The 13,495-nt window shown below is 68.5% G+C and carries 10 protein-coding genes; 2 read left to right on the top strand and 8 right to left on the bottom strand.

What is annotated here, in order from left to right; all coding sequences use genetic code 11:
- Positions 1–80: 80 nt before the first annotated feature.
- Positions 81–896 carry a nuclear transport factor 2 family protein gene (locus tag ACQPYS_RS23430; protein ID WP_433490842.1) on the bottom strand — a complete coding sequence of 272 codons (816 nt, stop codon included), beginning with the start codon at positions 894–896 and terminating at the stop codon, positions 81–83.
- Positions 897–1,057: 161 nt separating this feature from the next.
- On the opposite strand from ACQPYS_RS23430, the gene ACQPYS_RS23425 reads away from it, so the two are divergent.
- The gene (locus ACQPYS_RS23425) at positions 1,058–1,810 is read left to right on the top strand and encodes a DUF6319 family protein (protein ID WP_063039109.1); all 753 of its coding nucleotides are present in this window, start codon (positions 1,058–1,060) and stop codon (positions 1,808–1,810) included.
- Positions 1,811–2,043: 233 nt separating this feature from the next.
- Here the strand turns inward: ACQPYS_RS23425 and ACQPYS_RS23420 are convergent, their stop codons facing one another.
- The gene (locus tag ACQPYS_RS23420; protein ID WP_063039107.1) at positions 2,044–3,564 is read right to left on the bottom strand and encodes a GGDEF domain-containing protein; all 1,521 of its coding nucleotides are present in this window, start codon (positions 3,562–3,564) and stop codon (positions 2,044–2,046) included.
- 305 nt (positions 3,565–3,869) lie between these two features.
- On the opposite strand from ACQPYS_RS23420, the gene galK reads away from it, so the two are divergent.
- A complete protein-coding gene (gene galK / locus ACQPYS_RS23415; protein WP_084481476.1) occupies positions 3,870–5,015 on the top strand; it encodes a galactokinase in 1,146 nt (381 codons plus the stop codon).
- Positions 5,016–5,076: 61 nt separating this feature from the next.
- Here galK and ACQPYS_RS23410 read toward each other — a convergent pair whose 3' ends face one another.
- From ACQPYS_RS23410 to ACQPYS_RS23385, 6 genes are all read right to left on the bottom strand, one after another.
- On the bottom strand, positions 5,077–6,519 hold the full coding sequence (locus tag ACQPYS_RS23410) for a PepSY-associated TM helix domain-containing protein (protein WP_063039105.1): 1,443 nt from the start codon (positions 6,517–6,519) through the stop codon (positions 5,077–5,079).
- Positions 6,520–6,704: 185 nt separating this feature from the next.
- Positions 6,705–7,268 carry a hypothetical protein gene (locus ACQPYS_RS23405; protein WP_433490841.1) on the bottom strand — a complete coding sequence of 188 codons (564 nt, stop codon included), beginning with the start codon at positions 7,266–7,268 and terminating at the stop codon, positions 6,705–6,707.
- Positions 7,269–7,333: 65 nt separating this feature from the next.
- Positions 7,334–8,980, bottom strand: coding sequence for an acyl-CoA synthetase (locus ACQPYS_RS23400; protein WP_433490840.1), 1,647 nt, complete (start codon positions 8,978–8,980; stop codon positions 7,334–7,336).
- Positions 8,981–9,149: 169 nt separating this feature from the next.
- On the bottom strand, positions 9,150–10,769 hold the full coding sequence (locus ACQPYS_RS23395) for an acyl-CoA synthetase (RefSeq protein WP_431940019.1): 1,620 nt from the start codon (positions 10,767–10,769) through the stop codon (positions 9,150–9,152).
- A gap of 206 nt (positions 10,770–10,975) precedes the next feature.
- Positions 10,976–11,611: a hypothetical protein gene (locus tag ACQPYS_RS23390; protein ID WP_431940018.1), complete on the bottom strand. Its 636-nt coding sequence runs from the start codon at positions 11,609–11,611 to the stop codon at positions 10,976–10,978.
- A 645-nt stretch (positions 11,612–12,256) separates the two neighbouring features.
- Positions 12,257–13,477 carry an acyl-CoA dehydrogenase family protein gene (locus ACQPYS_RS23385; protein WP_063039094.1) on the bottom strand — a complete coding sequence of 407 codons (1,221 nt, stop codon included), beginning with the start codon at positions 13,475–13,477 and terminating at the stop codon, positions 12,257–12,259.
- Positions 13,478–13,495: the final 18 nt, after the last annotated feature.

The following is a 13,495-nucleotide window of genomic DNA, read 5'->3' as shown; positions in this document are numbered from 1 at the left end:
CTCCCGGTCACGCGGGGGTGCGTGCGGGTCTGCGCCGGGGCCACGAGGCGGTGTGCCGACCGGGCGACGGCATCGGGCGGCTATTGCACGGCGACAGTGTTCGTATGTACTCGCAGCGTCTCGATCCGGTCCCGGGTGGGGTGGAAGTCCAGGATCAGCAGCGCCGGTCCCGTGGGCAGATCGGCGCTGATCGTGACCGAACGACCCGCCGCCAGCGTTTTGCCCTGTCGCAGGCCGCGCGCTCGTACGGCCAACTCCGCGCTACCGATCGACTCACCCGACCACAACCGCACCGTGTCGCGGTCGCCGGTCAGTGCGGTGACCGTCGCGGTATCACCCGCGGCCGCCGCCGCGCACAACCGGTGCGCGATCCGTTTCCCGGTGGCACCGATACCGGTGCACGCCCGCGCCATACCCGTCAGGCCGGGCACGCCCTGATTACGCAGCAGCAGGCCGCCGAGCCGGGTGCCGGCCCGCCATCCCTTCGGTCCGGTGCCCATGAGTTGCCCGACCATGGGCACCAGTTCCCAGTACGCGGCGAGATATCCGATCCGCAGGGTGCCGTCCTGTTCGACCACCTCGTAGCGCAGATGCATGGGTACCCGGACCCGGGCGCCGGTCGACATCGTGATGGTGATGGTGAGATCGCGCAACACGGTCGCCGGACCGGCGAAATCGTGTGCCACGTCGAACATGATGTCGTTGGGTGCGATGAAGGTGTCGTAGAACCGGGCGATCGCGTCGTACCCGGTGTGCGGGTCCGAGCCGACCGGATCATTGACCACCGCACCGGCGGCGAACAGGCCCACCCAGGCGGCCCGGTCGTGGGCCGCTACGGCGCGCGGAGACGCGAGAACGGCCTCGCGCAGATCCGCGGCGGTCGGTTCCAGCGGCACGGTGACTCCCTTCGGATGGCCGGAATTCGTTCCCACAATAGAACACGTTCTATGGGTGGCCGAGTGACGTAACCTGCCTGCTTGTGAAAATGTCGGTGCGGTGCGGCATCATCTGTGCACGCAGCTATTCGACGAACAAGTGAGATTGTCCGGAGTACCCCATGCCGTCGCGAACAACATCGAGCACGAAGCCGAAACCTCTGTCCGACAACGACCTCGAGCAGATCGCCGCGGAGATCGAAGCGGGGCGCCCGCCGATGGTCTGGTTCACCGCCGCGGCGGTGGGGGTCACCGAAGGCCGGTCGGGCAAGGTGGTCTCGCTCGGCGATCCCGCCGACGGTGACTTCCTGCAGATCCGGCCCACCGGGTCCAAGGATGTCCTGTCCTTCGGCCCCACCGAGGTCACGATGGTAAAACCCCAGCGTGACAAGCCGGCCGCCGCGCCACCCGCGCCCCCACCCGCCCCCGAGAAGAAGGAACCGCCCGTGACTCCCGCCGCGTCCCCGTCCACCCCCGCCCCCTCGGCCGCGGATCGGAAACCGGCGCCCGCCCCGGCGAAGAGTGCTGCCGCCGAGTCGAAGCCGGCCGGGGCGCCGCGGACCTCGGCCGCTGCCAAGGCCGCCAAGGCGCCGGCCGCGCGCAAGGCCAAGGCGCCCGAGGTCACCGTCACCATCAACGGCACCGGCGACGGTGAGTGGACTGTGGACGTCACCGCGGGTAAGAAGCGGACCGCGCGGGCGGTCCCGGTCACCGGTACCGCCGTGGCGCAGGCGGCGAAACTCCTGCCGCCGGAGGTGTCCGAGGTGGTGGACGGTCTGCTGGAATCGGTGCGGGGCGCTCAGGAAGCCAAGGTCCAGCAGCTCCAGGCCGAACTCGAGCAGGCGCGCAAACTTTTGGAAGAACTGACCGACTGATCCGCATCCGCCGATACGGACCCGTCTCCGGAGCCACCTCCGCGGGCGGGGTCCGCTCGGTCTCCGGGGCGGATGCGGCCGACCGTCCATAGACCGGCGGCCGTTGGGACGGACAAGTGCTGTGGCCTACCCGGTTCTGTCGAGGCACACGACAGTCGGCACTGCACTGCTTGTTCCGACGAACTGCGTTCGCGGCCGGGCGGGCTCGCCCCGCGGCGCCGCAGGCGGGCAGATCACACCGCTGTTTCCCGCGGTCGCCAGCCGCGGCGGCTCGATTCGGGCGGGGTGTACCGGATCGAGTCGTGGAACATGTAGCCGAATCCGCGCCGTTTCGCCTGGTACATGGCAGCGTCCGCGTCGCGGATGAGGTCGTAGATGCTGGCGTCGATATCGCGGGGGCCGCCGCAGGCCAGCCCGATACTGGCTGTCAGCGGTACTTCGCCGGTGCTGAGCTGGAACGGCTTCATGAACACACCCAACAGGCGTTCGGCCATTTTGGTCGCTTCCATCCGCTCCAGCGGAGCAAGGACGACGAATTCGTCCCCGCCGTAACGGGCCACCACATCGTCGCGGCGCACGGTGGAGCGGATCCGGGTGGCTGCCTCGGCGATCAACTCGTCGCCGACGGTGTGCCCGTAACTGTCGTTGATCGCCTTGAACTCGTCGAGATCGATGAAGAGCAGACAGAGCGCGCGTTCGGCCCAGTCCCGGTGCTCACGATGCAGTACCCGCAGCAGCGCGGAACGGTTGAGCAATCCGGTGAGTGGATCGTGGTCGGCCTGGTACTGGGCGCGGCGTTCGCTGCGGGCGCTGTGGCCGATCGCGCGTTCGCTGCGGATGAGCAATCCGATGAGCAGCAGGGCGAGTACCGAGGACACGATGACCTGGTCGAGCGGGCTCAGCGGGGCTCGGGCCACCGGCACCAGGGAGGAGAGCACCAGGGCGACGGCGATAACGCTGGCACGCTGACGGGAATGGTGGATACGGATGGTGCGCGGCGCGCCCAGCGTCGTCATGGTCGGGTGCAGGGCCGCCGCCCCGGCCGCCAGATACGCGCCGATCAGGGGGAGGATCAGTACTTCCGGTGCCGTGTTCAGGGTCCCTGCCGCGACCAGTCGGTACCCGAGATCGGTCGCCAGCACTCCCGCGAGGGCCGTGTGCAACAGGCGGAGCGAGGTTTCCGAGCGGCTCGAGGTGGCCAACGAATGTGCCAGCAGGGTGAGCAGTAGCGCATCGCAGACCGGTAGGGCCACCGCCGTGATCGTGTTCGTGTCCGGGGTCTCGGAGTGCAGCACGGGTGCGATGAGGAAGATCCAGGACGCCAATAGCGCGCCGAGCCCGATCAGCCCTGAGTCCAGGACGACATCGGGATGGGCCCGCGCCTGCCGTGGCCGCAACCACATCAGCGCCGCCAGACCGGAACCCAGGTAACCGGCCAGCGTGCAGATCTCGTCCAGAGGGGTGGACGCGTAGCCGGTCAGTTCCCGCAGCACGGTTCCGGTCGCGAAGGGGAGTGTGGCCCCGGCCAGCAGATACCACGGCAGAGGATGTGACGGACGATGCCGGCGTAGGCCGAAGCAGATCATGCCGACGGTGCCGGCCGCCGCGAACAAGGTGACCGCTACCGACAGCGGACGGGACCCGAGTATCGGATGCACCAGGAGCGGCGCGCCCACCAACACGGAAAACGCTGCGCCATAACGTATCCGGTGGATACCGTGCTGCCCTGCTCCCTGCGGTTCGCTGATGATCATCAGCCCCCCTTTGATCGCTCCATTCCCGGTGAAATCGAGCCGCGTCGCAGGCCTGGGTCCTTATCTGTCTGTCGTGCTCTACCTGTCCATCGAGCGGCGGCTGACGCAAACCGAGTGTTCCTGTACGAGGGGATGTCCGAGCCGTCCGCAGTGCGTGCGGCCCACCAAACCTGGACTATGGATCCGATGATGACACGCAGTGTCGAATTTGTCGCTCTCTTGGCACAACAACGTCGTAACAGGTGTCTCGATGGTGGCGGCGCGGCGGTTCTCGGGCAGCGGCGGGCGGCTCGTACGGTAGTCCGGTGACCGAATGCGAGGAGAGCACCGGCGGGCGTCGTCGATGGTCGGCGCCGGGCCGGGTCAACCTGATCGGCGAGCACACCGACTACAACGACGGCTTGGTGTTGCCGATAGCGATACCCCTGGTGGTCACCTGCGAAGGTGCCCGGCACGCCGATGATCTGGTCCGGGTGGGCTCACGCCAGCGGCCGGGTGAATCGGTGCGGCTCCCGGCCGCGGCGCTGGCCACCGAGCGGGACCTGCTGCCGGGCTGGGCACGGTACCCGCTCGGCGTGGTCGCGGAGTTCGGGCGCCGCGGCCACGGGATCGAAGGTGTGGAACTGGATTTCGACGGCGCCGTCCCGGCCGGGGCCGGGCTGTCCTCGTCGGCGGCGCTGTGCTGTGCCGCCGCGGTGGCGGTGCGCGATCTGTGCGCGCCGGAGGTCGGCGACCGGGAACTGATCGATATCGCCCGGGCCGCCGAGAACGACTATGTGGGTGCGCCCACCGGCATCCTGGATCAGGCGGCATCCATCCTGTGCACCGCGGGACACGCCCTGTACCTGGATGTACGTGCCTTCGGTGCCTCCGATTCGGGTGGTTTCGAACGGATTCCGTTCGATCTCGCGGCCACCGGCCTGCGGCTACTGGTCATCGATACGGGGCAGACCCATGAGCACGCGGCCGGCGGGTACGGCGCCCGTCGTGCCGAATGCGCCGCCGCGGCGGCGGCTCTCGGGGTCGCGTCGCTGCGCGATATCGCCGACGCCGGGCAACTGTCCGGTCTCACCGATCCGGTGCTGTACCGGCGGGCGCGACATGTACTCCGCGAGAACGACCGGGTGCGCGCGGTGGCGGAACTGCTGCGCTCGGGAGCCGACCCGCGTGAAATCGGTCCGCTGCTCGACGCGGGACACGACTCGCTGCGAGACGATTTCGAGGTGTCCACCGCGGTGCTGGACGCGGCGGTGGACGCCGCTCGCGCGGCCGGTGCCCACGGGTCGCGGATGGTCGGGGGTGGTTTCGGGGGCAGCATTATCGCCCTGGTCGATACCGCTGCCGCCGGCCGGGTCGAGCAGGCGGTCCGGGAACGTCTCGCGAGCATGGGCTTTCCCGACGCGCGGGCCATCGAGGCCGTGGCCGGTCCGGGCGCCGGCCCGGTGGGTTGAGGAGGTTCGGCCGGTCGAGAAGGTTCGGCACCGCGGCGATCACGGCACCGAACCTTCTTGCTCAGGCCGCCGGACGTGCGCGGCGCAGCGCGCCGACGAGGATGTCGACCAGGAGGAAGGCCAGCAGGCTCAGGCCGAACACCGGAGCGAACCAGCCGATCAGTGCGGCCGCGGCGAGCACCGGCACCGCCAGGACCGCCGACCGGCGCAATGCCCCGCGGCGCGGTGGCCTACCCACCGCGAAGGTGCGGCCCGGGGCGGCGGGCCGGCGCCGCCACCACATGAGGTATCCGCGCACGATCACCGTGATCAGCCCGATCGCCGCTGCCAGCAGCAACAACTGGTTGAGCACGCCGAACATCAGGCCCATATGGAGCTGGATGCCCCAGTTGGCCATCTTGGCCATGAACGGCCAGTCGGAGTAGGGGAGCCGATCGGTGACGGTGCCGGTGGCCCCGTCGACGGCCGCGGCATCGGCGGTGAGTGTGCCCGACAGCCGCCGCTCCTTCACCGCGAACGCGGTGCCGTCGGTCGCCGGGATCGTGATCTCGGCGGGACGAGTGACTCCGGCCTGGCGTGCCGCGGCGAGGACCCGATCCAATTGCTGGATCCGATCCGCCGGCACCGAATGCCCGGCCGGGTGACCGCCGTGGTGATCGCCGTGCCCGGTATCGGCCGGCGCCGCCGACCCGGGCAGCGCGGTCGCGACGACAGGTGTGGTCCAGCCGAGGTTCTCCCGGAGTGCCTCGATATTGGCGCCGGCATAGGTCGACCAGGTGAGTCCGGTGGCCGAGAGCAGCAGCACCGCCGGGAGAATCCACACCCCGACCACCGCATGCCAGTTCAACCGGCGTTCCCGTGTGATCGCGCGGTTCGGGACGAACAGCCACCGCGCCGCGTTACGCTGCCGCCGGCTGCGTACCCGCCGGATCCACAGGGCGAGCCCGGCGAGCGCGATCAGCCACAGCCAGGAGGCCGCCAGTTCGGAGTACAACCGGCCGGGTTCGCCGAGATGCAGATGGCGGTGCATCTGGGACACCCACGCCCGGAAGGGCAGCGCACCGGAACTGCCGTACACCACCGATTCGCCCACCGGCCGCGCGGTCACCGGATCGACGAAGACGGCGCGCCGCTCGGATTCGCCGAGGGTGGGATCGCTGAACAGCACCCGGGTGGTCTCACCCGGTGCCGGCGCGGGTGCGACCGCCACCGGTGTGAGATGCGGCCGGACCGCGGTTCCGGCGGTCACCTGGTCGGCCAGCGGTCGCTCGGGGCCACGGGAATCCACCGTCAGCAGATCCCGGTTCACGAAGGATTCGATACTCGGCGCGACGGCGTAGAGGCCGCCGGTCATCGCCGCGATCAGGAGAAAGGGCCCCACGAAGAGGCCTGCGTAGAAATGCAGCCGCAGCGCGAGCGCGCGGAACGCGCCTCTTCCCGGCCGGGGTGAATCGGTCGCCGTAGCGGTGCCCGCGGGCGCCGCGGGGACCTCGGTGGTACTCATCGGTGTTACCTGCGTCCTGTGCCGGCCCGGCACCCGGCCGGAGGTAGACGGGTGCGCGGGGACGCGGCGCGCACCGAGAACTCGGGTCGCCGCGCTGAGAGAACCGGCCGGGGCCATGGGCGCGGGTGCGTGCGGAGATCACCGCAGCGGCAGTCGGCGCCCGGCCGGGGCGGCCGGGTGGAAGATCAGATCGGCACAGCCCGAGGCGGTGCCCGGGTGCGGCCCGTCTCGGCCGCGAGGATCCACGCGACGACCCGGTCGCGGTGCAGTAGACGCAGCGGGGGTGGATCCGGGAGTACCGGTGGCCGGGGCGCGACCGGCACCAGGCGCGCGAGGGCGGTCGCCATGACCCGGTAGGCGAATTCGGCGCCGCGCACGACCACCGCCGCTGCGCAGGCGACGACGAAGTGCGCCGTGAGCATGGTGGGGGTCGGCTGGAGGTCACCGTGGTGCAGATGGCCGGAACTCCACCCGAGACTCAGATGGCCGAGCAGTTGCCCGGCCGTCAGCGCCGCGGCGAGTCCGGTGGTGCCGGTGCGCAGTGGGCGCAATCCGGTGACCAGGGCACCGACCGCCGCCGCCGTCAGCGCCAGCAGGACGACCGCGGTCCCGTGGGGCGAACTCGTCCGGTCTGCCCAGCCGTGCGCGGCCACCGAGACGGCCCCCGAGATCAGGCCGGCCGCCGCACCGCGGACGCGGGCGGCGCCGAGCTGGTCCACCACATGGGTGGAACCGAACCTGATACGCACCAGAGGATGATATCGGACCCCCGCCCTGTCTGCGGCGCAGCCGATATCCGGAGTGGCTCCGGGATTCAGCTGCCGGGTTCCAGTTCCATCAGTGGTTTCCGCAGCAGTTTCCCGGTGGCGTTGCGTGGCAATTCGTCGAGGAACACCACTTCGCGCGGGACCTTGTAGCGGGCCAGATTCGCCTTGACGTAGTCCTTGATCTCCTCGGCGTCGCGTGCCGAATCCGGCCCCGGGACCACCACGGCGCGCAGCCGTTTGCCGAACTCCCGATCGTCCACGCCGACCACCGCGGCCTCGAGTACATCGGGCCGTTCGGCGATGAGGTGTTCCACCTCCTGCGGGAACACGTTCTCGCCACCGGAGACGATCATGTCGTCGTCGCGGCCATCGATGAACAGCAGACCGTCGGAGTCGAGATGCCCGACATCGCCGCTGGACATCATGCCGTCGACGGTCTCCTTGGTACGTCCGTCGGTGTATGCCTTGAAGGCGTGCGGGTTGTCGATGAAGATCGTGCCGGTGACATTCGGCGCGGTGATCCGCTTGCGGTTCTCGTCGTAGAGGGCGATCCGCACCCCGACCGGCGCCCGGCCCGCGGTGGCCGGCGATTTCTTCAGTTCCTGCGGCGTGGCCACGGTGATCACCGCGCATTCGGTGGAGCCGTACAGGTTGTACAGCACCTCGCCGAAGTGTTCGCCCGTACGCACCACCACATCGGGCTGGATGGCCGAGCCCGCCGCGAAGATCACCCGCAGCGACGAGACGTCGTAGCGATCGAGTACCTCTTTCGGCTGGTCCAGGATGCGTTGCAGCATGGTGGGCACCACGACCAGTGAATCCGCCCGGTACCGGGCGATATTGGCCAGGGTTAGTTCGGGGTCGAACCGGCGCTGCTGGAACACGACCCGGTTGCCCAGCGCCAGGCCGAGGGAGAACTGGGACAGTCCGGTGCCGTGGAAGATGGGCGCGGCCATCACCATGGTGCCGTCGGTCGGCAGCGGCACCCGGTCGATGAACTGGGCGGTGATGAACGGGCTGACCTTGTCGCGCGGGGCGCCCTTGGGTGTGCCGGTGGTGCCGCTGGTGAGGATGACCGTCCCACCCGGTTTGTCGGGGGTCGCCAGGGGTGCGGTGGACTGTCCCGCCGAGACGGATTCGACCGTCGGGATCGCCGGGTCGGCATCATCGGATTCGTCGACCCAGGTGAGGATGCGCGGGATCTCGGCGGGGATGGCGCTCATCAGGTCGAAGAACTCGCTGTCGTGCAGTACGGCTTTGATCTTCTCGCGCTCGGCCACATCGGCGAACTGCGGTTTGGCGAAGCCGGTGTTCATCAGGACCGCGCGCAGGCCGAGTTTGCCGGCGGTGAGCATACTCAGCACCATGCCGCGGTGGTCGCGGGCCAGGACGGCGACCACATCGCCGGGCCGCAGTCCGCGTTCGGTGAGGCCGCGGGCGAAGGCGTTCGAGCGGTCGTCGAGTTCGCGGAAGGTGAGTTCGCCGGACTCGTCCACAATGGCCGGGGAGTCGGGGCGGGTCTGCACGGCGTGCATGACCACACCGGCGAACGGGCCGTACTTGGTCGCATTGCTCATCGACCGGAGGGCGTGGTCGAGCCGCAATGGATCGAAGAGGCCGCGTTTGCGCATGACGTTCACGGCCAAAGCGATATCGCCGGCTCTGCGAACGGGGCCGGGCAGCGACAATGTCATCGGCGACAACCTTCCGCGGTGTACCGCCGGGAACGGCGGCTACCTCCTCGAACTCCTGTGCACCGCCAACCCTAGCAACCGTCGCGGGGACCGCCAGGCCATTGTCTCGGACAGTAGGGAAACCGGGATACTACTGTGAGAATTCCCGGTTTCCCGACCAGAAGAGATGTCAGACCTCGTATTCCACCAGCACCCGGCGCAGCAGTTTGCCGGTCGGGTTGCGGGGCAGATCTTCGAGGAAGACGACCTCGCGCGGCACCTTGTACCGGGCCAGGTTCTCCTTGACGTAGGTCTTGATCTCGGTCTCGTCCGGGGTGTGCCCGGGTTCGGGGACGACGAACGCGCGCAGTCGCTTCCCGAACTCCACGTCGTCCACGCCGACCACCGCGGCGTCGAAGATATCGTCACGCTCGAGCAGCAGGTTCTCGACCTCCTGCGGGAACACGTTCTCCCCGCCGGAGACGATCATGTCGTCGTCGCGGCCGTCCACCATGAGCAGGCCGTCCTCGGTGAAATGGCCGACGTCGCCGCTGGACATGTAGCCGTCGATGATCTGCTTGTGCCGGCCGTCGGTGTAGCCCTCGAAGGGCGCGCCGCTGCGGACGAAGATCCGGGCGGTGACATTCTCGGCGGTCACGGCCTTGTCGTTGTCGTCGTAGAGGCGGACATCGCAGGTGAGCGGCGGGCGGCCGACCGTCCCGGGGGCCTTGGCCAGATCGGCCGGCTGGGCCACCGTGGCGATGGCGACCTCGGTGGAGCCGTAGAGGTTGTACAGCACGTGCCCGAATGCCTCGGTCGCCTTGACACACAGCTCCGGTGACAGCGCCGAACCCGCCAGGACGATCCCTTTCAGCGAGGAGATGTCGTACTTCGCCCGGACCTCGGCGGGCAGTTCCACCATCCGGTGCAGCATGGTCGGTACCGCGACCAGCAGTTCGGCCTTGTGGTCGGAGATCATCTTCAGCGTGGCCTCGGCATCGAACCGGCGCCGCATGACGATCTTGTTGGTGAGACCGATGCTCACCAGGTAGGTACCCAAACCGGTGCTGTGGAAGATCGGCGAGACGATGACGACGGTGCCGCGCTTGGGGAACGGCATCCGGTCCAGGAACTGCGCGGTCGCCACCGGGCTGGCCTTCTCCCGCGGCGCGCCCTTCGGCAGGCCGGTGGTACCGCTGGTAAGGATGATGAATCCACCCGGTTTGGCCGGTACCGGCAGCGCCTCGGTGCCGTTCTCGGCGATCAGATCGTCCAGTGTCCGGGCGCCCTCGGGAATTTCGGTGCCCTCGTCGACCCAGGTGAGGAATCGGGGCATATCCGCGGGCAGCGCGTCGAGCAGGCCGAGGAATTCGCTGTCGTGCAGAACCGCCTTCACCTGCTCCCGTTCGCACACCTCGGCGAACTGCGGTTTGGCGAAACCGGTGTTCAGCAGCGCGATCTTCACGCCGAGCTTGCCCGCGGCGGCCATGGAGAGGATCAGTCCGCGATGGTCTCGGGCGAGGATGCCGATCACGGTCCCCTCGGTGATTCCCGCGGCGCGCAGTCCGTGGGCGATCCTGGTGGACTGCTCATCCAGTTCGCGGTAGGTCAGCTCACCGCGTTCGTCGGCCAGTCCGGGTGCGTCCGGCGCGATGCGCGCGGAGTGCATGATCAGGGTGGCCTGCGGGATGTAGGTCTTGGAATCCTTCAGCGTTCGCAGCGTTTCCCCCGGATTCCTCAGATCGATGAATCCGCTGGACTGCAGCAGCCCGTATGCCTTGACGACTTCCAGCGTGTGCGCCAGGTTCACCTTCGAACACCTCCACAGATCCTCGCGTCGGCACTCGACCTAGCGATTCCGAACGGCATATCGGTGGCCACCGTAGCAGTGAAAGTGTAATCGCTCACACCGTACGCTCCGGACAAAAAAGACATCCGCGAGCGGTCGCCGCGATGGCCGGTGCGGGCGGGCGTCGACAATTCGACGCCCGCCCGCACCGGCCCGCCGGCCTCGGGTCAGTTGTAGACCGAGCCCAGCGACGGGAAAGTGATGTCGCCGCGCACGTATTGGAACCCGTCCGGGTGCTCCGCGCTCACCGGCACCGGCCAGCGGTGCCACAGGTTGCCGTACACCGCGGCCACGATCAGGCCCGGGCCCGGATCGATCGGCCGGGTGCGGATCGTGGTGTCGGCGATGATGTCCCGATGCTCGGTGAGCTGCTCGATACCGCTGCGGCCGTTGTTGAGGTTGAGCCAGACGACATCCAGCCGCGCGCCCGTCTGATCCGGGGCGATCGTGCCCGGTCCGCCGAAGAACGCGAACCGGAAGCCGTCGACGTTCAGTGACAGGCCCGAGCCGTACATTCCCGGGCCGCCGCCGCGGCCCACGGTGGATTCGGCCGGGATCTGGAACGGCTGCGCGGGCAGGGCGGCATCACGGGCGGCCGTGGCAACCCGCGGGTCGCCGAGCAGCCGGGATACTGCCTGCTCGGCGGCTGGATCGCCCGCCGCGGCGGTGTGCAGGGCCTGGGTTGCCGAAGTCCAATCGACCTGGGCGGGTTCGGCGGTCGCGTGCCCGGTGAACAGAACGGTGGCTGCGGCTGTCCCCACGGCAGAGGTGAGGAGCCGACGGGTAAAGGCCGATATGCGCATAACCAGTCTCCTTGCAGGGTGATGTCCGGAGTACTGCTCAGTGACTCGGTGTGGGTGCTGCGTGGTGGAACTCGTGCCGGCGCGGCGGAAGAGCGGATCCGGTGGCACCGATCGTTCGATCGAACAAACACTGTCACTAGGTCCCGGTGCTGTCCAGGACCGCCGCGCGGCCGGTCGGTCGCGGTTTCGTATCCGATACCGCCGGATCAGCCGGAGTGACCGCGAGCTGGAGCAACTGCTGCAGGGTGTGCTGGTCCTGCTGGGTGAGGGGCCGTAACGGCGAATCGGCCGCGACCAGGTCGAGTAGTCGGGTCCGTAGTTCGCTGGCGTCTGCTCGCCTTGGGTGCCGCCCTGCACACGCCGCTACAGGTCCGGTATCCGCACTGGTCCTCGGACGCGGACCACGATCGGGTCGGGTAGGCAGGCACAGGCGCGCCACCGGCTGGTCGACGAATCGCCGCCACCGGTGACCTGGCCTTCGGTAACCATTTCGCCGAAGTCGTGTTCGGTACATTCGCCCGCGACGGCGCCGGCCGTAGCCCGTGGGTGCCGCTGCCGTGACTGCCGGGCGGCTCCGACGTCGCCCGGAAGCGATATGGACCGGTGTGCGCCCGCCGGACGAGCTCACACCGGTCCACCTGCCGCCTACTTCAGTTCGGCGCTGGTCTTGCCCAGAACCCGGCGGGCGACGATGAGCTGCTGGATCTGCTGGGTGCCCTCGAAGATGTCGAGAATCTTCGAGTCCCGGCCCCACTTCTCCAGCAGCAACCGCTGCGAGTAGCCGACCGCGCCGGCCAGTTCGACCGACTTCAGCGTCACATCGGTGCCGGTGCGACCCGCCTTCGCCTTGGACATCGAGGCCTCGAGCGAGTTGGGCTTCTTGTTGTCGGCCATCCAGGCCGCCCGCAAGGCCAGCAGGTACGCGGATTCGTAGTCGGCTTCCATTCGCAGGAACTCGGCCGCTGCCGCGTGCTGATTGTTGGGCGGGGTGTCGTAGGAGATCTCGATACCCGCGTCGGTGAGGATGGTGCGCAGTTCCTCGAGCGCGGCGCGGGTGACGCCGATGGCCATGGCCGCGACCATGGGCCGGGTGTTGTCGAAGGTCTGCATGACCCCCGCGAAACCCTTCTCCACGTTCACTTCCGGGCTGCCGAGGATATTGTCCTTCGGGATCCGGCAGTCCTGAAGCAACAGCACCGCGGTATCGGAGGCCTTGATACCGAGCTTGTGTTCGAGCCGGGCCACCGACAGACCGGGAGCGTCCCGCGGGACCACGAACGATTTGATGGCGGCGCGGCCGAGGCTGCGGTCCACCGACGCCCACACCACGATATGGGTGGAACGCTGCCCCGCGGTGACGAAGATCTTCTCGCCGTTGAGCACCCATTCGTCGCCGTCGAGAACGGCGGTGGTGGTGACCGCGGCCGAATCGGATCCGAAGCTCGGTTCGGTGATAGCCATCGACGCCCACACCTTGCCGAACCGTTTCAGCTGTTCGTCGGTGGCCACCGCGGCGATCGCGGCATTGCCCAGCCCCTGGTATGGGATGGACAGCATCAGTCCGACATCGCCCCAGGACGTTTCCAGGGCGTTGAGCAGCGCCGACATATTGCCGCCGTTGGCGTTGACCAGCACAGCGGTGGAAGGCGCCTCGTCGTCGGAGCGTCCGCCGCTGGCCCCGCTGATCTTCTGCGTGCCCGAATCGCTGAGTCCGTCGACCATGGCGGCCATGGTGTCGAGTTCCACCGGGTATTCGTGCTCGCCGAGATCGTATTTGCGCGAGATGGGCCGGAAGATCTGCGCGGCCACCTGGTGCGCCTGATTGGCACTGGCCCGCAGTTTCTTGGGAAGTTCGAGATTGATCATGGAGATCTCCTGGGAAAA

Origin of the sequence: Nocardia grenadensis, assembly GCF_050942415.1 — a bacterium.
Taxonomy (GTDB): domain Bacteria; phylum Actinomycetota; class Actinomycetes; order Mycobacteriales; family Mycobacteriaceae; genus Nocardia; species Nocardia grenadensis.
Note: the sequence above shows the minus strand (reverse complement) of the source record. Positions and strands in the feature narration are given on the sequence as shown.